General features: G+C 72.2%; 16 protein-coding genes and 1 tRNA gene. 6 read left to right on the forward strand and 11 right to left on the reverse strand.

Annotated features, from left to right (window positions below; genetic code table 11):
* Positions 1-49 precede the first annotated feature (49 nt).
* The 7 genes from ACIOC1_RS11530 to ACIOC1_RS11560 form a co-directional block, all read right to left on the reverse strand.
* A complete protein-coding gene (locus ACIOC1_RS11530; RefSeq protein WP_401853472.1) occupies positions 50-733 on the reverse strand; it encodes a hypothetical protein in 684 nt (227 codons plus the stop codon).
* Positions 730-1,149 (reverse strand): thioesterase family protein, encoded by a 420-nt coding sequence (locus ACIOC1_RS11535; RefSeq protein WP_355337139.1) that lies wholly within the window; start codon positions 1,147-1,149, stop codon positions 730-732. The genes ACIOC1_RS11530 and ACIOC1_RS11535 overlap by 4 nt, the downstream gene beginning before the upstream one ends.
* 16 nt (positions 1,150-1,165) lie before the next feature.
* Positions 1,166-2,830 carry an energy-dependent translational throttle protein EttA gene (gene ettA, locus ACIOC1_RS11540; RefSeq protein WP_355337137.1) on the reverse strand — a complete coding sequence of 555 codons (1,665 nt, stop codon included), beginning with the start codon at positions 2,828-2,830 and terminating at the stop codon, positions 1,166-1,168.
* A gap of 356 nt (positions 2,831-3,186) precedes the next feature.
* On the reverse strand, positions 3,187-4,617 hold the full coding sequence (locus ACIOC1_RS11545; RefSeq protein ID WP_401715584.1) for an LAETG motif-containing sortase-dependent surface protein: 1,431 nt from the start codon (positions 4,615-4,617) through the stop codon (positions 3,187-3,189).
* Between the two features lie 194 nt (positions 4,618-4,811).
* Positions 4,812-5,366 carry a single-stranded DNA-binding protein gene (gene ssb / locus ACIOC1_RS11550; RefSeq protein WP_401853477.1) on the reverse strand — a complete coding sequence of 185 codons (555 nt, stop codon included), beginning with the start codon at positions 5,364-5,366 and terminating at the stop codon, positions 4,812-4,814.
* A 125-nt stretch (positions 5,367-5,491) separates the two neighbouring features.
* Positions 5,492-7,204, reverse strand: a complete 1,713-nt coding sequence (locus ACIOC1_RS11555) for a dynamin family protein (RefSeq protein WP_401853480.1) — start codon at positions 7,202-7,204, stop codon at positions 5,492-5,494.
* A gap of 224 nt (positions 7,205-7,428) precedes the next feature.
* Positions 7,429-9,126 (reverse strand): dynamin family protein, encoded by a 1,698-nt coding sequence (locus tag ACIOC1_RS11560; protein WP_401853661.1) that lies wholly within the window; start codon positions 9,124-9,126, stop codon positions 7,429-7,431.
* Positions 9,127-9,465: 339 nt separating this feature from the next.
* On the opposite strand from ACIOC1_RS11560, the gene ACIOC1_RS11565 reads away from it, so the two are divergent.
* A tRNA-Arg gene (locus ACIOC1_RS11565) sits at positions 9,466-9,538 on the forward strand.
* A gap of 255 nt (positions 9,539-9,793) precedes the next feature.
* On the opposite strand, the gene ACIOC1_RS11570 is transcribed toward ACIOC1_RS11565, so the two are convergent.
* Positions 9,794-10,531 (reverse strand): SDR family oxidoreductase, encoded by a 738-nt coding sequence (locus ACIOC1_RS11570; RefSeq protein ID WP_401853483.1) that lies wholly within the window; start codon positions 10,529-10,531, stop codon positions 9,794-9,796.
* 183 nt (positions 10,532-10,714) lie between these two features.
* Here ACIOC1_RS11570 and ACIOC1_RS11575 point away from each other — a divergent pair, with 183 nt between their 5' ends.
* Positions 10,715-11,356, forward strand: a complete 642-nt coding sequence (locus tag ACIOC1_RS11575) for a TetR/AcrR family transcriptional regulator (RefSeq protein ID WP_401853486.1) — start codon at positions 10,715-10,717, stop codon at positions 11,354-11,356.
* A gap of 219 nt (positions 11,357-11,575) precedes the next feature.
* The gene (locus ACIOC1_RS11580; protein WP_401853489.1) at positions 11,576-12,481 is read left to right on the forward strand and encodes an NADP-dependent oxidoreductase; all 906 of its coding nucleotides are present in this window, start codon (positions 11,576-11,578) and stop codon (positions 12,479-12,481) included.
* Positions 12,482-12,611: 130 nt separating this feature from the next.
* On the opposite strand, the gene ACIOC1_RS11585 is transcribed toward ACIOC1_RS11580, so the two are convergent.
* The gene (locus tag ACIOC1_RS11585) at positions 12,612-14,801 is read right to left on the reverse strand and encodes an ATP-binding protein (RefSeq protein ID WP_401853491.1); all 2,190 of its coding nucleotides are present in this window, start codon (positions 14,799-14,801) and stop codon (positions 12,612-12,614) included.
* A 130-nt stretch (positions 14,802-14,931) separates the two neighbouring features.
* Here ACIOC1_RS11585 and ACIOC1_RS11590 point away from each other — a divergent pair, with 130 nt between their 5' ends.
* The 3 genes from ACIOC1_RS11590 (at position 14,932) to ACIOC1_RS11600 (ending at position 18,827) form a co-directional block, all read left to right on the forward strand.
* Positions 14,932-15,756 (forward strand): nuclear transport factor 2 family protein, encoded by an 825-nt coding sequence (locus ACIOC1_RS11590; RefSeq protein WP_391046800.1) that lies wholly within the window; start codon positions 14,932-14,934, stop codon positions 15,754-15,756.
* A 222-nt stretch (positions 15,757-15,978) separates the two neighbouring features.
* Positions 15,979-17,328, forward strand: coding sequence for an MFS transporter (locus ACIOC1_RS11595; RefSeq protein ID WP_355337120.1), 1,350 nt, complete (start codon positions 15,979-15,981; stop codon positions 17,326-17,328).
* A gap of 41 nt (positions 17,329-17,369) precedes the next feature.
* Positions 17,370-18,827, forward strand: coding sequence for an aldehyde dehydrogenase family protein (locus ACIOC1_RS11600; RefSeq protein ID WP_401853495.1), 1,458 nt, complete (start codon positions 17,370-17,372; stop codon positions 18,825-18,827).
* 167 nt (positions 18,828-18,994) lie between these two features.
* On the opposite strand, the gene ACIOC1_RS11605 is transcribed toward ACIOC1_RS11600, so the two are convergent.
* Complete coding sequence (locus ACIOC1_RS11605) at positions 18,995-19,786, reverse strand: ATP-binding cassette domain-containing protein (protein ID WP_391047183.1); 792 nt, start codon at positions 19,784-19,786, stop codon at positions 18,995-18,997.
* A gap of 109 nt (positions 19,787-19,895) precedes the next feature.
* The gene (locus ACIOC1_RS11610) at positions 19,896-20,894 is read right to left on the reverse strand and encodes a sortase (protein ID WP_401853498.1); all 999 of its coding nucleotides are present in this window, start codon (positions 20,892-20,894) and stop codon (positions 19,896-19,898) included.
* Positions 20,895-21,135 lie beyond the last annotated feature (241 nt).

Consider the following 21,135-nt stretch of genomic DNA (forward strand, 5'->3'; position numbering starts at 1 on the left):
GGTGGAAGCATCTGCACGGGTGGGCGGGTGGGAAAAAGAGGGTCAGGCCCTAGGCCGGGGTGACGGTCAGGCCGGAGGCCGGCGCGGCAGCGCGTACGGCCACGGAACCGAGCGCGGTGCGCAGCCGCAGCCAGGGCCCGGCGGACAGAAGCACGGCGTCCTCGGCCCCCCGCAGAAACCCGAGGGCATGGGCGGCGTGCACCGCCCGCAAGGGCAAGCCGGTACCGGGAAGCGGCCGAGCCCACAACTCCTCGGCGAGCGCGTCGAGTCCGGCCCGCGTACGCCCGGCGTCGCCCAACTCCTCCGTACGCGTACGGAATTCCCCGATCACACGGGCGGCAGCCGCCCGCACGGCGTCACCGTCAACCTCGGTGACCCGCAGCCAGCCGCCGCGCGGCGGCAGCAGCCCGGCCCAGGAGGGGCCGGTGACGGACCCGGGCAGCACCAACTCGCCCCCCTCCGGAGGAGGCACGGCGTCGAGGAGCTGCCCGGCCGACACGGTCGCGTCGATCGCCGCCCCGACCCCGTCCTCGGCCAGCGCCGCGGTGCGGACCGCGAGGACGCCCCCGAAGGGCGGGTGGCCGAAGACCCCGAGGGCGGCCTCCCCTTCGGCGGACCTGAGCCGTACGACCGCCGCCTTGTCCCAGCGGATCAGCCGGCGGAGGAAGGCGGCCAGATCGGCCGCCTCCCCCGCTCGCGCCAGCGTCAGCGTCGACCGCGCGGGAGCGGTCATACGGTGACGGCCCCGTCCAGATACCGCTGGAGGAACAGCTTCTCCTCCGCGGTGATCCGCCGCGGCCGTCCGGCGGCGAGGTTGTACGGGACGACGACCGTGGAGGCCCGCACGTACACCGTCTCGCCGTCCTTGACCTCGTAGTGGACGGTCAGCGACGCCGCGCTGATGTCCGAGACCCACGTCTCGACGGTGACCGGCTCGTGCCGGTGCACCAGCGGACGCAGGTAGTCGATCTCGTGGCGGGCCACGACGGACCCGCCGGTGAACGACACGCTTCCCTCGCCCGGCGCCAGCCGGAACATGAAGTCGATCCGCGCCTCTTCCAGATACCGCAGGAAGACCACGTTGTTGACGTGCCCGAAGGCGTCCATGTCCGCCCAGCGCAGCGGGCAGAGGAAGATGTGCCGTGCCATCACAGATACCGTGCCCTCAGCCGCGGGTCAGCTTCTTGTACGTGGCGCGGTGCGGCCGGGCCGCGTCGGCGCCGAGCCGCTCCACCTTGTTCTTCTCGTACGACTCGAAGTTGCCCTCGAACCAGTACCAGCGGCTCTCGCCCTCGTACGCGAGGATGTGCGTCGCCACCCGGTCGAGGAACCACCGGTCGTGGGAGATCACGACGGCCGCGCCGGGGAACTCCAGCAGGGCGTTCTCCAGCGACGACAGGGTCTCGACGTCGAGGTCGTTGGTGGGCTCGTCGAGGAGCAGCAGATTGCCGCCCTCCTTGAGGGTGAGCGCCAGGTTGAGGCGGTTGCGCTCACCGCCGGAGAGCACGCCCGCGGGCTTCTGCTGGTCCGGGCCCTTGAAGCCGAAGGCCGAGACGTAGGCGCGGGACGGCATTTCGACCTGGCCGACGTTGATGTAGTCCAGCTCGTCGGAGACGACGGCCCACAGCGTCTTCTTGGGGTCGATGTTGGCGCGGCTCTGGTCGACGTAGGAGATCTTGACCGTCTCGCCGACCTTGATGGAGCCGGAGTCCGGGGTCTCCAGGCCCTGGATCATCTTGAACAGCGTGGTCTTACCAGCGCCGTTCGGGCCGATGACGCCGACGATGCCGTTGCGCGGGAGCGTGAACGACAGGTCGTCGATCAGCACCTTGTCGCCGAACGCCTTGGAGAGGTTGTTGACCTCGACCACGATGGAGCCCAGGCGCGGGCCCGGCGGGATCTGGATCTCCTCGAAGTCCAGCTTCCGCACCTTGTCGGCCTCGGCGGCCATTTCCTCGTAACGGGCCAGGCGGGCCTTGGACTTCACCTGACGGCCCTTGGCGTTGGAGCGGACCCACTCCAGCTCTTCCTTGAGGCGCTTGGCGCGCTTGGCGTCCTTCTGCCCCTCGACCTTCAGGCGGGCCGCCTTCTTCTCCAGGTACGTGGAGTAGTTGCCCTCGTAGGGGTGCGCCCGGCCGCGGTCCAGCTCCAGGATCCACTGGGCCACGTTGTCCAGGAAGTACCGGTCGTGGGTGACGGCGACGACGGTGCCGGCGTACTGCGCCAGGTGCTGCTCCAGCCAGTTCACCGACTCGGCGTCCAGGTGGTTGGTGGGCTCGTCGAGGAGCAGCAGGTCGGGCGCTTCGAGCAGCAGCTTGCAGAGCGCGACGCGGCGCTTCTCGCCGCCGGAGAGCGTGGTGACCTGCCAGTCGCCGGGCGGGCAGCCCAGCGCGTCCATGGCCTGTTCGAGCTGCGCGTCCAGGTCCCAGCCGTTGGCGTGGTCGAGCTGCTCCTGGAGCTTGCCCATCTCGTCCAGCAGCGCGTCGGAGTAGTCGGTCGCCATCAGCTCGGCGATCTCGTTGAACCGCGTGAGCTTCGCCATGGTGTCGGCGGCGCCGTCCTGCACGTTCTCCAGCACGGTCTTGGACTCGTCGAGCTGCGGCTCCTGGAGCAGCATCCCCACCGAGAAGCCGGGCGACAGGAACGCGTCACCGTTCGACGGCTGCTCCAGGCCCGCCATGATCTTCAGGACGGTCGACTTACCGGCGCCGTTCGGCCCGACGACGCCGATCTTCGCTCCCGGCAGGAAGCTCAGCGTCACGTCGTCGAGGATCACCTTGTCGCCGTGGGCCTTGCGGGCCTTGCGCATGGTGTAAATGAACTCAGCCAAGAGAAACCGTCCGGCAATCGAGTAGGGCCACAGTGCGGCACCGCCGCGTGAGGGCAGATACACCCCATCTTGCCGTACGTCCACCCATCCGTGCGAACGGGTCCCTCCCCCGCCCCCGCCCGGCGGCCGCCCGGCGCTTGGCCTCCCGGTGGGTCAGCACGACGCCGCCCAGTATCAGCACGCTGACGAAGAAGGTTCTGACCACGTGTACGTCGTGTACGTCTCGCGTGCCTGCTGAGCGCCGGCGGAAGCCGATCTTCGCGCGAGCGTCGCGGACCGGACGGGGGCGGGTGTGCGAACGGGTCCTGCCGCACCCTCCGGTGCGGCAGGACCCGTTCGCGGCGGGGTGCCCCGGGTCAGGCGGTGGGGGTGTTCTTCTTGCGGCGGAAGAAGAAGGCGGCGGCGCCGCCGAGGACGACGAGGGCGATGGCGATGCCCGCGATCATCGGGGTGGCGCTGCTGCTACCGGTCTCGGCGAGATCGGTGCCGCCCGTGGTGCTGCCGGAGGTGGCGGGGCTGGGGGCGTTGGTGGGGGTGGCCGTCGGGGTGGGGCCGGGGGTGGTGGCGGTCTTGCAGTCCAGGACGCCCTCGAAGGTCTTCACCTGGTCGTTGGGCAGGGTGATGTCGATCTTGTACTTCTGGTCCTCCTGGACGGGGACCGTGACGGTCTGGGACTTGCCGGGCGCGACCGTGTAGCTCTTGCCTTCGAGCTCGAAGGTGAAGTCCTCGTCGCCCTGGTTGGCGGCGGTGACGTCGACCCCGTTCTTGGCGCAGACGACCTGCGCGGACAGCGCCGGGATCGGGCCCTTCTTGGCCCAGGACAGGGTCGCCGCCGCGGTGACGGTGGTGCTCTGCGAACCGGCGAGGATCTGCGACTGGCTGGAGGTGTCCGTGGCGGAGAAGGCACGGCCGACGGATATCTCGGTGGTGGCCGCGACGGTCACCGGGGCGGTGCCGTCCGCGGTGCCCGCGGGGACGTCGAAGTAGAGCGCGGTGCCGTTCTTGACCGGACCGCTGATCGCCTTGCCGTCCTTGTCGACGATCTTGACGCCCGCCGGGGCGTCGGCGCCGAGCTTGACGTCGACCGCGTCGGCGGTGGTGTGCACGGTCACCGGACCGAGCCGGTCGCCGGACTTGCCGGAGACGGCGGGCGGGTCGAGCGTCACCGAGGGCTTGGGCTCCTCAAGGGTCTGCGCGTGGCTGTCCAGGTACTCCGCGAGCGCCTTGGCGTCGCTGTCCTTGGCCTGCACGTTCACCCCCGGGTCGGACAGGTGCCAGATCGCCACCTGAGTACCGGCCGCGGCCAGGCCCGGCGTGAGCGGGTGGTCGAGGGTGACCCCGGCGGCCTTGAGGGTGTCCGTGACGCCCGCCACGTCGACCTTGGGGTAGGAGTTGTTGAGGATCCAGGCGATCTTGCCCGCGTCCTTGTTGTCCTTCAGCGTCGAGTTGTCCCAGGTGACCTCGTTGTAGGTCGCCTTGTCGACGGTGTGGTGATTGAAGTCGATGCAGTACGTCTCGATGGTGCCGCCACCGGTCACGGCCATCGAGAAGAGCCCGGCGGTGACGTCGTACTCGTCCTTGGCACCGGGGTTGACGACGGCCTGGTCGGCCTTGTCCTTCTCGATGCCGCCGAGCACGGCGGTGGCGCCCGTGGCCGACGGCGTCGTGCCGTCGTTCGGGGCGGCGACGGCCGCGCCCGCTCCCGCCATCACGCCCGCCGCGAGCAGGCCCGTGGCGATGCCGGCCGCCGCGAGGCGGGCGGCGCCCCGCCTGTAGGTCTTGAACATGGATTTCCCCTCCGGGCAAGGCGCGTTGGTCGTTCAGAGGATCGCCTTGCCTGCGCAGTTCCGGCCCCCGTGCGTGCTGAACGAGGAGATCCTAGGAACCAGGCGTCACACGCTCACCAAGAGAGTCCCCGCAGCGCCTTTTCGAATCCCAATCGTTATCGGCACAATTGCATGATTCCGTGTTTGTCGATAAGTCATCGACAGAATTCATCCTGGGAAATGCTGCCGAAAGCGGATACTCCGGATACTCCGGGTGCCCCCGCGGGAACGGGCGGCGCCGGATCCGGCCGGGCGGCCACCGGCGGTGTCTCGGCCGCGTTCCCGACCGCGTTCCCCACCACGGCCCCCGCCGCTCCGGACGCGGACGCGGCCCCCGCCCCGGTCATGCTCGCCGCGACCCGGCTGAACCGCGAGACGCCCCGCGCCAGGTCGTGCCCGACCGCCACCGCCTCGATCTCCGCGGTCAGATAGCGCCGACCCTCACGCTCCTCCTCACGGATCCTCAACCGCCCCTGGACGAGCAAGGGTTCACCGACTCCGACCGATTCCTTCACATGCCAGGCCAGCGTCCGCCACGCGCACACCGTGTAGAAGCTCGTGGCCCCGTCCGTCCACGCGCCGCGCTCGGCGTCCCACCGGCGCGAGGTGGTCGCCAGCCGGAAGCGGGTGACGGCCACACCGGTCGCGGTCTGCCGGGTCTCCGGCTCGGTGGCCACATTTCCCACCACGGTCACAAGCGTCTCGTTCATTTCTCCGCCCTCCCTGCCGATCGCGCCCCCCGCGGGACGCCGTAAGGACATCGTGCAGGAATTCGACCAGGCATGGAGAAACCGGCCGGAATCTGTGGATTACCGGCCGGTTGTGGATAACTTCGTCACTCGGACGAGTGGTCTCCCAGAGAAGAGCGAACAGAATGCGCCGCGTGCGCGGAATGCGCCCCGGCGACCACCGCGTACTGCTCGCGCACCTCGCGGTACCGCATCAATTCGGCCGCCACCGGTTCGAGTACCCGGGCCCTGCCGCAGTCCGCCGCCGCGTCCCGCAGCCGCCGCTCGGCGGCCTGGCCGTACCGCCGGGCGGGCCCGCGGGCCGCGAACCGGCAGGCACCGGCGAGGGCCGGGCCGCCGAGTCCGCCGACCGCGATCATCACGACCGGCAGCCACCACGTCAGATCGAGCGAACCCACCGCGACCGAGATCAGGCAGACCGCGCCTGCCACGGCCAGCGCCATCAGCAGCCACTGCGCGCCACCGGCCGCCGACCACCAGCCGGGCCGCTCCGGCGCCCCCGGCCGCGCCCGCGCCGCAGCGCCGTCCAGCGCCTCCGGCAGCCCGTCACCGCCGCGCCGGGCCGCGTCACGTACCGCCTGCGCCCAGGGCGCGGGCAGCCCGCGGGACGCGTCGGCCGCCACGCCGCGCACCGCCTCGTCGACCACCGGCCGGGACGCGGACAGCCCGCCGCCGCCCGTACGGGTCGCTCGTACGGGTGAGCCCTGCGCCGGGCGCTCACCGCGGGAACCGGCGCCGACCGCGGCCCGTTCACCGATCAGCCGGCCCCACGGCGTACCGCAGGCCCCCTCCGCCGCTCCCGCCCAGTCCCGTTCCGCCGACTGTCCTGCCCCGGCCGCGCCCACCGCGTCCGCGAGCCGGTCCACGAATTCCTCGCGCGCCGAGTCCGTGAGCCCGGCGCCGCCCTCGCCGACGTAGAGCGGGTGCAGCCTGCTCGCCGTGCGGTCCATGTCGGCCGCCAGCCGCCTTCCGGCCGCCGCGCGGTCGGTGACGAGCTGGGCCAGTACGGCGCGCAGGTCCGCGACGCCCTCACCGGTCAGCGCGGACGCGGAGAGCACCACGGCGCCGTCCTCGCCGTGCTCGCCGACCGCGAGGCCGTCCTCGTCCAGCAGCCGCCGCAGGTCGTCGAGGACCAGGTCGACCGAGTCGCCGGGCAGCCGGTCGATCTGGTTGAGCACCAGCACGGTCACGTCGGCGTGCCCGGACAGCGGGCGCAGATAGCGCTCGTGCAGGGCCGCGTCGGCGTACTTCTCCGGGTCGAGCACCCAGACGACGACGTCCACCAGGCCCAGCAGCCGGTCCACCTGATCGCGGTGGCCGGTCGCGGCCGAGTCGTGGTCGGGCAGGTCGATCAGGACGAGCCCGTCCAGGCTCTCCGCGCGCCCGGTGGCGCCGTCGGCGGCGAAGGCGCCCTCGGTCCCCGACAGCTCCTCCGACAGGTCCCCCGGCCACTCCCCCGCCGCGTCCAGCGCGCCGCGCCTGGCGTAACGGTCCTGCGGCGCGATCCCCAGCCGGTCGAGCAGCCCGGCCGCCCGCTCCGGCTGCCAGGCGCAGGCGACCGGCTTCGCGGTGGTCGGCCGCCGTACGCCGGTCTCGGAGAGCGCGAGCCCCGCAAGAGCGTTGAAGAGCGTGGACTTCCCGCTGCCGGTCGCCCCGGCCAGCGCCACCACCGTGTGGTCGAGCGACAACCGCCGCCGCTCGCCCAGGCGTTCAAGCAGCTCGCCGGTCTCGGCCAGCGCGTCCGGGCTGATCCGCGTCCTGGACAGCCCCAGCAACTCGCCGAGCGCGTCCACCCGCACGGTCAGCGCGTCCGTAGCGCTCTCCCGCCCCTGAGCGACCGACGAAGAGACGGCGGACGAAGAGACGGCGGACGGAGAAACGGCGGACGAAGAAGCGGCGGACGGGGAAGCGGACGGCGCGGAGGACGACGGGCCCGGGACACGTCCCGGCCCGTCCCCCGCCGCGTCCGAGGACCCGCTCGCCGCCGATCGTGCCGAACTGCCGGTCGTCGTGGCCACCGTGGTCACCTTTCCCTCTGGAGTACGGACAGCGCCGCGATCAGCGACGACTGCTGCCGCGCGGTCACGTCGTAGCCGTCGACCGGGGCCAGCCGCCGGTCCCGCTCGGCGCGCAGCAGCCCTGCGACGGCGTCGTCCAGCCGGTCGCGCGCGGTGTCGCGCAGCCGCAGCGCGGCCTGTACGCCGACGGTCTCGGCCAGGCGCTCACCCGCGGCGCTCCCGCGCTTGCCGCCGAGCAGCGCGGTCGCCAGCAGCGCGGCCACGTCCTCGGGGTCGACGGGCGGCCGGTCGGCGTCGCGGGCGGCCCGCGCCTGCGCGTAGGACAGTTCGGTCAGGCCGCGGCGCCAGCGGCGTACGCCCTTGTCGATCCGGGCGGCGACGGCGACGCGGTCGCGGTCGGGCCGCGCGGAGGGCTCGCCGAGCAGCGCCGATCCGGCGCGGTCGCGCTGCCAGTTGGCGACGACGCGTTCGTCGGCGGCGTCGGTCTCGGTCCGCAGCAGGGCCGCGAACTCCTCGGCGAGCGCGTGCTGGAGGGCGTCGGGGCCGCACGCGGGGTAGCCCTGCCAGTGCGCGAGGGCCTCACCGGCCAGCGGGACGCCCGCGCCGATCGCGGTGCCGATCCGCTCCCCGGCCTGTTCGTACGCGTCCTCCGCGCCGCGCGCCAGGCGTACGGCGGCGGCGTGCTGACCGGCGGAGGCGGAGGCGAGGGCGGGCAACCGGCCGCGCAGGGAGTCCAGTACGCCGACGGCGGTGCGCTGGGCGGCGTGCTGGCGGGCGGCCGGGTCCTGGGCGCAGTGCGCGAGCCATTCGCGCAGCGCGGCCACCGCGGTCTGCGGCAACAGGCCGCCGCCGCCCGCGGATTCGGGCAGTTCGGGGACGGTGAAGCGGGGTACGTCGCCCAGGCCCGCCTTGCCGAGCAGCGCCGCGTAGTGCCTGCCGACGTCGTCCGCGATCTGGTGCGGGACGCGGTCGAGGACGGTGGCGAGCGTGACGTCGTACTCCTTGGCGGTGCGCAGCAGATGCCAGGGCAGGGCGTCGGCGTAGCGGGAGGCGGTGGTGACCAGGACCCAGATGTCGGCGGCGCAGATCAGCTCGGCGGCCAGTTCCCTGTTGCGGGTGACGAGGGAGTCGATGTCGGGGGCGTCGAGGAGCGCGAGGCCGCGGGGCAGGCTGTCGTCGGTCTCCAGGCGCAGTTCGGCGCGCCCGGATTCGCCGCGGTCGGTACGGTCGCCCCGGCCGCGCCGGTCGTCGTTCCGGTCGCCGTTCCGGTCCCCGCTGTCGCCCCGGCCCGGCCTGCCGCCCCCGGCCGCGCCGCCCGGACCCACCCGTTGGCGTACCGCCCAGGCCCTGTTGAGGCCCGGCAGGACGCGCGGGTCCGCGAACCAGGCGCGGTCCTCGGGGTGGCAGACCAGCACCGGGGTGCGGGTGGTCGGCCGGAGCACACCGGATTCGCTGACGCGGCGGCCGACAAGGGAGTTGACGAGGGTCGACTTGCCCGCGCCCGTCGAACCGCCCACGACGGCCAGCAGAGGGGCCTCGGGCGCCTTCAGCCGGGGCACCAGGTAGTCGTCGAGCTGGGCGAGCAACTCCTGTCGGGTACGCCGGGCGCGGGCGGCTCCGCGCAGTGGGAAGGGGAAGCGTGCGGCGTCGACGCGGTCGCGCAGCGCGGACAGCGCGTCGAGCAGCTCGGGCCGTACGTCCAAGATCGCCACACCCGCAGAATGCCCCATATTGGAGCATTTTTGAAGCGTATTTCGGGTAAATCACCCCATTCGGCCCGCACTACATGAAATGGGGCGGCCCATGGTGTCGATGGGGCAGAATGAGCCATCGGCATAACGAGTGCACAACAGCAGCGATCCGAGGCGTCAAAAGCGATGCACGTTCTGCACATGCCTGCGATTATCGGACCACTTCACCGAACCTCCACAACGTGTCACGCGGGTGAAGCAACCGGCGGCAGGCATGTAGCGCCCTATCCTTGACCTCGGTACAAGGTCACGGAACCACCCAGGGGCGGAGACAGCCGCGGCCACTGTCCGGCCCCCGTAGCTCAGTGGATAGAGCAGGCGCCTTCTAAGCGCTTGGCCGCAGGTTCGAGTCCTGCCGGGGGCACTCCTATCCGAACGGACCCTTCGGCCCGTCCCAGGATATTTCCGCAGGTCGGCACTTTCAGCGCTTCCGTCGAACCGGTGACGCGGCAGGCGGTGTGCCACCGCCCTCATGTCCGGGAAGTCCGGTTGATGCTGGCTGGATCCGGCCATCTACGGCCGGCCGTCCCGCATGCTTGCCCGCCTCGCCCTCGAACTCGCCCACCACGCCACGCGGCCGCCGACCGGCAAGGACACCGGGCTCAACTCCTCGTCCGAATCAGCGGGTCTGATCGGTCGGTCGGATCAGGATCTCGTTGACCGCGACGTGGTCGGGCTGGGTGAGCGCGTACAGGACGGCGTCGGCGATGTCCTCGGCGTTGAGCGTCCGCATCGATTCGGCATAGGTCTTGGCGTAGTCCCGCAGGGCGGGGTCGGTGATGTGGGTGAGCAGTTCGGTCGCGACCATTCCGGGTTCGACGACGATCACCCGTACGCCCTGGGCGGTGACTTCCTGCCGCAACGACTCGGCGAAGGCGGTGACGCCGAACTTGGTGGCGGCGTACACACCGCCGCCCGCCGACGCGGTGCGCCCGGAGGTCGAGGAGATCTGGACGACGGCGCCCCTGCTTTCCAGCAGGTGGGGCAGGGCGGCATGGGCGGTGTACATCGATCCGAGCAGGTTGGTGTCGACCATGCGGCGCCACTCGGCGGTGTCCGCGTTCAGGATCGGTCCGTTGAGCATGACGCCCGCGTTGTTCACGAGGGCGTCGAGGGCGCCGAAGCGGTCGACGGTGGCCGCGACCGCGTCCTGTACGGACTGACGGTCGGTGACGTCGAGCTCCAGGACCAGGAGTTCACCCGGCGCCTCCTGCGCGAGCGACGTCAGACGGTCCGCCCGGCGCGCTCCGACAGCCACCCGGGCGCCCGCCTTCGACAGGGCGAGCGCGGTGGCCCGGCCGATGCCCGAGGAGGCGCCGGTGACCAGTGCGGTCCTGCCGTCAAGGGTGCTGCTCATGTCTTCCTCCGGTGGTGCGCCGCGAAGACGGCGCGTGATGAAGCGGCGGTGATCCGCGAGGCGTCATGGCGACGGCGCGGCCGACCCGACAGAAGGTGACCGCCGGGTCATATTGACCGTACACCTAAGCTGACCCAGCGGTCACCTTGCTGGTAGGCTGGACCTCCTGACCAGGGAGTACGCATGAGCGAGACGACAGAGACCGCAGGTCGGCGGGCGGACATGGTCCGCAACCGGCGTCTGCTGCTCCAGGCCGCGACGGAGGCGTTCGCCGAGCGGGGCACGGATGTGTCGATGGGCGAGATCGCCCAGCGTGCCGGCCTCGCCAAAGGCACCGTGTTCCGGCACTTCGCCTCGAAGGAGGACCTGCTCGCGGCCATCATGCTGCGACTTCTCGACCGGCTGACCGGCACGGCCGAGCGCCTTGCCGACGCGGACGACGCGGCGCGGGCACTGGCGGAGTTCATGGCCGACGGCGTCGGGGCGCTGGCCGCCGACCGCGCCTTCTGTGAAGTGATCGGACGCCCCTCGCTGGATCACACCGGGGTGCGGGACGGGATCGGCCGCCTCCGCGACGCGGCCGACGTGCTCACGGCCAGGGCGCAGGAGCAGGGCACCGTCCGCGGGGACGTCACGGGAACGGACATCGTGCTGCTCCTCGCGGGCATCCATCAGACGGCGGCGCCCCTGCTGGCCGCACAGCCCCAGGCGTGGCGCCGCTACCTCGAACTCGCCCTCGACGGGCTCCGTACCACCGGCGCCCGTACGCTGCCGCATCGCCCGGACCACCTGGACCTCGGCGAGAACGCCGCCGCGCGGTCCTAGCTCGCGGACCCTGGCTTTCTGTCGCCCGGCCGGACGCCTACCCGGAGATCACCGGAGACGAGGTCGTCAAGGGTCTGATCACCGTCCGTGGCTCCACACCGCGGGCCTACGCGCGCTCTGCCCCTTGACTGCCCGACTTGCCTCTGACACTGATGTCAGGTTTTAGCCTGGTCGATGTCAAGGCACACCAAGCCGTCGGGACGAACAAGGCAGGACATCATGCGCGCAGCCCGGTACCACGAGTACGGCGGTACGGAGACCCTCACGGTCGAGAAGGTCCAGGACCCGCTGCCGGGTCCCGGAGAGATCCGCGTCGCCGTCGTGGCGGCCAGCGTCAACCCCGTCGACTGGAAAGTGCGCAGCGGGGAGGTGCGCGACGTCCTCCCAGTGGACCTGCCCGCGATACCTGGCCGCGACGCCGTGGGCCTGGTGGACATGATCGGGGAGGGCGTCACCGGAGTGAACGTGGGCGACCGCGTCTTCGGGCTGGGCGGAGTCACGGGGGCGACAGCGGAGCTGGCCGTGCTCTCGGCGTGGGCGCCCGCGCCCGCCGCCTGGACCGACGAGCAGGCGGCCGGGGCGGGTCTGGTGTCCGTGACGGCGCTGAGCGGGCTCAAGGCGCTCGGCCCGCTCGCGGGGCGCACCCTGCTCGTCGAGGGCGCCGCCGGAGGCGTCGGCGGCGCGGCGGTCGAGATCGCGGTCGCCCTCGGAGCCACCGTGATTGGAACCGCCAGTGAGCGCAACCACGCCTTCCTCACCTCACTCGGAGCCCTTCCCACCACCTACGGTGCCGGCCTGTCGGAACGTCTCGCCGACCTGGCCCCGAACGGGGTCGACCTCGTGCTCGACGCCGCCGCCTCCGGCTCCCTCCCCGACCTCATCGAGATCGCCGGCGACCCCGCCCGCGTGCTGACGGTCGCCGACTACGCGAACGCGGAGCGTCTGGGGGTCCGTATGGCCAACGCGGTGAACGATTCCACGCTTCTCGCCGAAGCGGCCGCGCTCGGCGCGCAGGGCCGGTACGCACCGCGCGTCGAACGGACCTTCCCGCTGGAGGAGATCGCGCGGGCCCATGCCCTCTCCGAACGCGGACATGTGCGGGGAAAGATCGTGATCCTCATCTGACGTCGGCCGTACGCGGTCGGAGGGGGCGCGGCTCCCCGGCGCCGTCGACGGTCTCGAATCCCGCCGCCCCCCCTCGCGGGAAACCTCCGGACACCGACCGGACACCGCCGGTACGGGCGGACGGCTCAGCTCAGTCCCGGCCCGAGACGGTGTCGGCGCGCCGGACGAGCTCCCGGAACCGCTCGCCCAGCTCATCGGTGTCCCGCAGGGGTGCGTCCGGCCCCGCCGCGTCCTCCCACCACCGCGCTGACGCCAGGTCATCGAGGTCCGTAGCCACGGCCGCGGCCACGCCCGCCAGGCGCGCCCGGTACCCGTCCTGTTGGGGGCCCAGCTCGCTGGCGACGGCGAGCATCGAGGCAGCGTCGGTCAGGCGCCCTTCGCCGCGGGCCGCCTGCGCGCACTCCGCGAGGACCGCGGCCACCGAGAACTCGCTGCCCAGCTCCCGCGCCGTGGCCGCGGCGGCGCGCCAGTGCCGCGCCGCCGCGGACCGGTCACCGCGCAGCAGCGCGCCGTCCCCGCGGCCGATGAGCACGTGCACAGCCGCCCACACGTCGCGTTCGACGTCGAGGCGCGCTTTGACGTGGGCCTCCGCCCTGGCCAGCAAAGACACCGAAGCGTCGAAGTCCTCCAGACGCAACGCCGCCGCCGCCGCGAAGATCGCCGCTTCCGCGGCCAGCGAGGTGTCGTCGATCCGCTCGGCCAGCCGCATCGCCCGCTCCGCGGTGGCGAACAGGTCCGCGGCGACGCGGTGGAACCCGGCACGCGCCACCAGCCAGCGGGCCCGGCCCCGCTCGCTCAGGTCGTGCTCACGCAAGCGGTCGGCCCAGTCGAGCCCCTCGTGGGTGTGCCCGGTCATCCACAGCGGCAGCCACACCGACCACAGCAGTTCGGCGGCGTCGTCGTGCCGACGGGAATCGACGAGGTGATCGAAGCCGAGCCGCAGCACATGGCGATCCGCCTCAACCTCTACGACGGCCGTCAGGTCGCCGCGGCCACGGATCCGCGCACCCTGTTCGCGCGCTGCCCGCAAGGCCCATTGGGCCACGCTCCGACGGATGTGGTAGCGGTCGTTCGGCCCGAGTGCCTCGAACACGTACCGGCGGACCGGTTCCAGCAGCCGGAATCGCGCGACCGGTCCCGCGTCGGCGCCGCGGGTGACCAGGGAGTGCTCGACCAACTCGGCGAGCGCGCCCACCGCGTCCGACGCATCCGGCGCGGCGACCGCCTCGACGATGTCGAGGGAGAAGCTGCCCGGGACCATGGCGAGCCGGGGAAGCAGTCCCCGGGCCGCGGGGCCGAGCATCCGGCAGCTCCACTCGACGGTGGCCGCCATGGTGCGTTGCCGCGCCGGCAGGTCCCGCGGGCCGGCCACGGGCAGATCCGCCAGCTGATCGACCCGCTTGAGCAGTTCCCGTGGTCCGAGTCGGGCGGCGGCGGCAGCCAGGAGCTCGATGGCCAGCGGCAGCCCGTCGGCCCGTCGGCACAGCAGCGCGACGGCGGCGTCGTCCCCGCTCCCGGTCGGCGGCGCGCCGGCGGCGGTGAGCCGCTCGCCGAAGAGCCGGACGGCTGCGGCCGGGCCGAGGGGAGCGATGCGCACCTCACGTTCCCGCCGTACCCGCAGCGGGACGCGGCTGGTGGCCAGGATCACCGCGTCGTGGGATGCCGTCAGCAGCTCGGCCAGCTGCGGGCCGCAGGCCGTGACGCGCTCCAGGTTGTCGAGGACGAGCAGAGCCGATGTGCCGGTGAGGTGCGCGGCGAGGCCGGTCACCGTGTCGCTGTGGGAGCCCGCGGAGCGGGACACGGCGGCGATGGCGTCGTCCGGGTCGGTGACGTCGGTCAGGTCCGCGAAGTACACGGCCCCCGGATGGTCCGCGGCCACCGCGTCAGCCGCCGCCAGCGCGACGGTGGTCTTGCCCACCCCGCCGGGGCCGGTGAGCGTCACCAGCCGGCCCGGCGCGGTGCGCAGGGCGGCGACGATCTCGGCGACCTCGCCGTCCCGCCCGATCACCGGGACGGCCGGGGGTGAGGGCGGGCGGGGTGTCAACGTGCGGGCCGGCATTTCGGACGTCCCGTCCCCGGCCCGGCCCAGGATGGCCAGCAGCGCCATGCGGTCCGCTTCGCGGAGCTGGAGCGCCGAGGCCAGCGACCGCACCGTGTGCGGCTGGGGCCGGGTCCGCCGCCCCCGTTCCAACGCGCTGACCGCCTCGACGGAGAGTCCCGCGGCGGAGGCCAGCTCCTGCTGGGTCAGCGACCGGGCTTCCCGCAGGCCGCGCAGCATGGCCGCGAAGCTGGTCGTCTTCGGCCCCGGCCAGTCGTTCATGACTTCGATTATGCCTGTCAGGGCCGGGACGCCGTCCGGGCAGTGTCCGGGCGGTGTCAGGTCGCCCGGCGGCACCCCGGACCTCCATGCTCGACGGTGACAGAGCGAACCAGAACTAGGAGATCGCCGCATGCTCCCCCAGGCCCTCCACGCACTACGCGAAGCGATCAACTCCCACGTGCCGGAGCGGATCGCCGACTGCTTCACCGACGACTACGTGGCCGAACGACCGCTGCGACCGGCCGAGGGATTCGTCGGCTCCGACCAGGTCGCCGCGAACTGGACGAAGATCCTGGCCGGCTTGCCCGACATACGGGCCGAGGTCCTGCGCCATGCGCAGAACGGCGACGAATCGTGGTCGGAATGGGAGATGCGGGGCACCGCCCCGACCGGGGCGACGGTCGTACTGCGCGGCCCGGTAATCCTCACCGTCCGCGACGGACGGATCGCATGGGCCCGGTTCTACCCGGACCCGGTCACCACGGACGGCGGTCCGACCCACACCACCGTCTCCCGAGTGCTGCACGCCCCGGCCGAACAGATCTTCGCGGTGCTGCGCGACCCCCGGCGCCACGTCGAATTCGACGCCACCGGCCGCCTCAGGCACGCCGAAACCTCCCGCCCGCTGGACGCCGTCGGTGACACTTTCGTCATGGCCATGCACAGCGAGCTCGGTGACTACCGGACCGAGAACCACGTCGTGGCCTTCACCGAGGACCGTGTCATCGCCTGGGCGCCCGGCCACCCGGGGCAGCGCCCGCAAGGTCACCGCTTCACCTGGAAGCTCGCCCCGACCGGCGAGGGCCACACCGAGGTGACCCAGACCTACGACTGGGCAGCGGTCACCGACCCGGCAGTGGTGCCCCGCCTGCCGATGGTCTCCGCCGACGAGCTCGAGGGGTCGTTGACCCGCCTGGCCGCGGTCGTCCCACCCGCGCGCGACGTCGCGTCGTAGCCGTATTCCGAGACCCGCGACTCAGTCTCGACGGCGACGTCCTCACAGCGGCCATCGGACCCGCGGATCACCCCGCCGACCTGCCGTTCCTCGGTGGTTCGTGATCCGCGGGGTCCGATGGCCAGGTGGCGGGATCTCACGTGCCCGAGAAGGCGCGATCGCCAGTCTCAGGACGGAAAGCGAAGGCCAAACATGACATCTCATCGGTTGGCCCTGCCGGTCTTGCTGACCGGAACCTTCATGGGATTCCTGGACTCTTTCATCGTGATCGTCGGTGTTCCGTCGATCGCCGAGGACCTGAAAGCCTCGATTGCCGACACGCAGCTCGTTCTCTCGATCTACGTCGTGACCTACGGAGCGGCGCTGGTGATCGGCGGGCGGCTGGGAGACCGGTTCGGCCGGCGCCTGATGTTCGGCATCGGGATGGCGGCCTTCACGCTCTTCTCCCTGGGCTGCGCACTCGCTCCCAGCCTCCTGGTGCTCGTCGCCATGCGCGCGTTTCAAGGCTTCGCGGCCGCGGTGATGCTGGCCCAGGTGCTCGCCACGATCCAGGCGGTGTACGAGGGCGAGCCGCGTCGCCGTGCGGTGCTGGCCTATACGACGGTGCTCGGCGCTGCCGCGACGCTCGGTCAGCTGATCGGCGGCGGGCTGCTGGCCGTCGACATCGCCGGCGTGGGCTGGCGTGCGCTCTTCGCGATCAATGTGCCGATCGGCCTTGCCGCGCTGCTTCTCGTCACCAGGGCGATCCCGGAGACGCGCGCGCCCGAGCCGGTGCCGGTCGACGTGCTCGGCGGCGGCGTACTGGCCGGCGCATTGATCCCGTTGCTGCTGGGCCTCGGCCTCGGGCCCGACCACGGCTGGCCCTGGATCGCGTGGGTGCTGCTCGGCGCGGGTGCCGTGATCGCGACGGCGATGCCCGGAGTTGAGCGCCGGGCCGCCGCTCCGCTGCTGTCGAGACAGCTCCTGCGACAGAGGTCGATCCGGCTCGGGCTCGTCGCCACCGTGGCGTTCTACGTGGGCAACAGCGCGACTTTGCTGGGAATGACCTTGTACCTGCAGGAGGGGCTCGGGATCGGCGCGCTCGGAGCGGGGCTGGCGTACCTTCCGCTCGGCGTGGCGTACATGGCGACGACTCTCGCGGCCCGTCGGCCCGGTGCCCCCACCGGTCCCCCGGCGATGCTGTGGGGCTCACTGGTCATGTTCGCCAGCCTCGTCGCCGCGATCTGCGCCGCGCTTGCCGGAGCGGGAGCGGTCGTCATCGCGCTGATGACGGCGGGCTTCGGCGCGGGGATGGGCTTCGCCTACCCGGCGATCATCGCCTCCGTACTCGCCCGTGTACGGGAAGGGGACGAGGGCGCCGCGTCGGGTGTCCTGCTCACCACCACGCAGGTGGCCAACGCGGTGGGTTTCGCGCTCGTCAGCGCCGCCTGGAAGGCCACCGGCTCCCTGGCCGCGTCCCTGTCCATCGCTGCCGTTCTCCTGACCGGTGTCGCCGCGGTCGGGCTCCGGCTGCGCTCCGGGGACACCGGCAAGCAGCCTTCGTCCCGCCTTGAGCCGAGCGAGACGTCGTGACCCCGCGAGGAACCGCAACATCCATCAGAGAAGGAGCAACGATGCTTTTCCCTTCGAACGAGACGAACCTCCTTCACCACACGTTCGCCCACCTGATCGACGGCGAGCTGGTGCCCGGAGCCGCCGCCTCGCAGATCATCGACCCCGGGAACGGGGAGGTGATCGCCACCGCCGCGGCCGCCGACGAGGACCAGCTCGAGCTCGCGGTCAAGGCCGCGAAGACCGCCTTCCCGGCCTGGCGCGCGACGCCGTTCGCCGAACGCGCCGAGGTCGTACGGAGGATCGCCGACGCGGTCGAGGAGCACTACGACGAATTCTTGCGCATCCTGGCGCTCGAACTGGGCAAGCCCCTGCCGATGCTGCGAGAGCTGGATCTGGACTGGACGCTCAGGTGGGTCCGTCACTTCGCCGAACTCGACCTCTCGCCCGACGTGGTGCACTCGGACGCGCAATGGAGGGTGGAGCGCCACTACCAGCCGATCGGTGTCGTCGCCGCGATCGTCCCGTGGAACATGCCGCTCTTCCAGAGCCTGTACAAGGTCGTGCCGGCCATCCTCGCGGGCAACACGGCCGTCCTCAAGACCGCGCCGACCTCGCCTCTGCACGCCCTGTACCTGGGCGAGTTGCTGCGGGAGATCGTGCCTGCGGGTGTCGTGAACATCCTCGGCGACAACAGCCCCGACAAGAGCGTCGGCCCCGCGCTGGCCAACCACCCGGACGTCGGCATGGTGTCGTTCACGGGCTCGACAGCGGCCGGGCGCAAGGTCCTGGAAGCCTCGGCCACGACGATCAAACGAGTGGTGCTGGAGCTCGGCGGAAACGACTCGGCGATCATCATGCCCGACTCCGACGTGGAGAAGGTGGCACCCGAGATCTTCACCTGGACGTTCTCCTACGCCGGGCAACTGTGCGTGGGCATCAAGCGGATCTTCGTCCCGGACGCGATGTACGAGCGGTTCGCCGAGATCTTCGCGGAGCTCGCGACGTCCAAGGAGCTGCGTCACAGCCTCGACCCCGAGGCCGATCCCGCGTTCGGTCCCGTGCAGAACGCCGCCCAGTTCGAGCGGGTCAAGGAATATCTCGAACTGGCCCACAAGGACGGCACGGTCATCGCCGGCGGGGCCGTGGACCCGCGCCCCGGCTACTTCGTCCCGCCGACCGTGGTCCGCGACATCAGCGATGACAGCCCCCTGGTGCGGGACGAGACCTTCGGCCCGGTGCGCGCGCTTCTGCGCTACGCCGATCTCGACGAGGCGGTGGCCCGGGCCAACGACACCGGCTACGGGCTCGGCAACTCCGTCTGGGGACCGGACACCTCCGCCGCGGCCGAGGTCGCCGCGAGGCTCGACAGCGGCACCGTGTGGATCAACACCCACGTCGGGGGCTTTCCCGACGTGCCCTTCGGCGGGATCAAGGAATCCGGTATCGGTGCGGAGTTCGGGATCGAGGGGCTGAAGGAGTTCGTCGAGAACAAGGTCGTCTACGTCCCCGTGTCGTGACGCGTGGGTCCGCCCACCTGCCCCCGCGGCTGGGCGGACCGGCGTCGGCACGCCCGGCGACTGCGGCTGTTCGGTCGCGCAGGTCACCCGCGACCGCGTCAGGCCCGTCGGGACGGCGGCGAACATCCGGTCCGGGACGCGTGTGACGACGAGGACGGCGCGGTAGGTCAGCCGAAGCGGCCGTTGACGTAGTCGGCGGTGCGGGTGTCCTGGGGGTTGGCGAACATCGCCTCGGTGGGGCCGTGTTCGACGATGCCGCCGGGAGTGCCCTGTTCGGCGAGGAAGAAGGCGGTGTTCTGGGAGACGCGGGCGGCCTGCTGCATGTTGTGGGTGACGATGACGACGGTGACCTCGTCGGCCAGTTCCCTGATGGTCTCCTCGACGCGGCGCGTGGACGTCGGGTCGAGGGCGGAGCAGGGCTCGTCCATGAGGAGCACGCGGGGGCGGATCGCCAGCGAGCGGGCGATGCACAGCCGTTGCTGCTGGCCGCCGGACAGGGCGCCGCCGGGCTGCCGCAGCCGGTCCCTGACCTCTTTCCACAGGCCCGCGCGCGACAGGCACTCCTCGACCAGCAGGTCCTTGGTCTGCCGCGAGGCGCGGGTGCCGGTCAGCCGCAGTCCGGCCAGCACGTTGTCGTAGATGCTCATGGCGGGGAACGGGTTCGGCTTCTGGAACACCATGCCGATGTGCCGCCGGGCCTCGGTGAGCGGGCGGCCCGCCGCGTAGATGTCGTCGCCGTCGAGCAGGACCTCGCCGCCCATGGCGGCGCCGGGGATCATCTCGTGCATCCGGTTCAGGGTCCGCAGGAAGGTGGACTTTCCGCAGCCGGACGGGCCGATCAGGGCGGTCACGCGGCCGGCGGGCATGGTCAGCGAGACCCGGTCGAGGACCTTGTGCGTGCCGAACCAGGCGGAGATGCCCCGCGCGTCCAGGGTGGCGGCGCCCGGTCCGCGCGGCACGGCGGTCTCGGGCGGGATGGTCGCGGGCAGGGCGACGGTGGTCTCTTCGGGGGTGGCGATGTCGGTCACGGCGGGCACCTCGGGCAGTACGGGGCGGACGGTGGGCGGGTCAGAGGAGGTTGGGGAGCAGGCCGGTGACCTGGTCGGCGACCTGGAAGCCGACGACGGCGGTCAGCGGCAGGAAGACGATCCACGTCTGGTGGCGGCCCCAGCGGTGCCAGGCCCACACGGCCGCGACGGACGCCGCGAGCAGCGCCTGGAGCCACATCACGAGCTTCCACAGCTCGCTGGTGGACGTGCCCATCGGCTGCTCGTCGGCCGGGAGGGAGCCGGGCCGGATGACGGCGTCGGGGGTGTCGGCGGTCTTCGACACCAGGTCGGCGTCCACGCGCAGCACACCGCTGGGCAGATACGCGGGGCCGTCGGCGGTGACCAGCACCAGCCGGCCGCCTCCCGCGGCGGGCTGCGCCGGGGCCGGGTCGCCCGCGCGGCGGGCGTCGAGCACCCGGAACCGGTGGCGGCCCTGTCCTGTGGTGACGGTGAAGGTGTCGCCCGGCCGCAGACGGTCGAGCGCGCCGAACGGTCCGCCGTACGCCGCCGCCCTGCCCATCAGCACGCTGCTGCCGGACTGGCCGGGCAGCGGGGTGTCGCGGCGGTGGCCGACGCCGCCGGTGAGCACGTCGGCCGAGGTGCCCTCCGCCACCACCTCGCGCAGGTGCAGCCGGGGGATCTCCAGCAGCGCGAGCGGTGTGCCGGGCGCGAGCAGCCGGCCCCGCTCGTCGGTCTGGCCGACCGGCACGGTGCCTTCGGCGAGGCTGGCGCGCAGCGCGTCGAACCGGTCCTGCTGCGCGGACCTGTGCTGCAACCCGCTGAGTACGACGAGGTTGGCGGCCAGGCCGAGCAGCAGCACGGCGAGCGCGAGCAGCGCGCCTGCGGCGAGCTGACGGGCGGCGGGCCGCCGGGGCCGGGGGGCCGGGGCGGCGACCGCGGCGGGCTCCCCGGCGGGCGCGCCGCCGGGCGTCTCGGCCCGCGTCACCTCCTCGGGCGTCTCGGCCGGTGCCTCGGCGGAACGCGCCGCCCGCGGCGGAGTCTGGTCGGTGACCGTCACGGCGGCCTGCCTCCTCGGGATGTCCAGGGCTGGATGGGGGTGTACGGGGCTGGATGGGGGTGTACGGGGCTGGACGGTGGTGTACGGGGCTGGACGGTGGCGTGCGCAGCGGATGGGAGCGTGCGGGGCTGGACGGTGGCGTGCGGGGCGAAAGGTCCATGGGGTCACGGCGGTTCACGCGACAGGGGCGCACCGGGCGATACCGGAAGCGGGCGGCGGCCACCCGTGCGCGCGGCACCCG

The sequence above is a fragment of the Streptomyces sp. NPDC088197 genome (genome assembly GCF_044741185.1).
Taxonomy (GTDB): domain Bacteria; phylum Actinomycetota; class Actinomycetes; order Streptomycetales; family Streptomycetaceae; genus Actinacidiphila.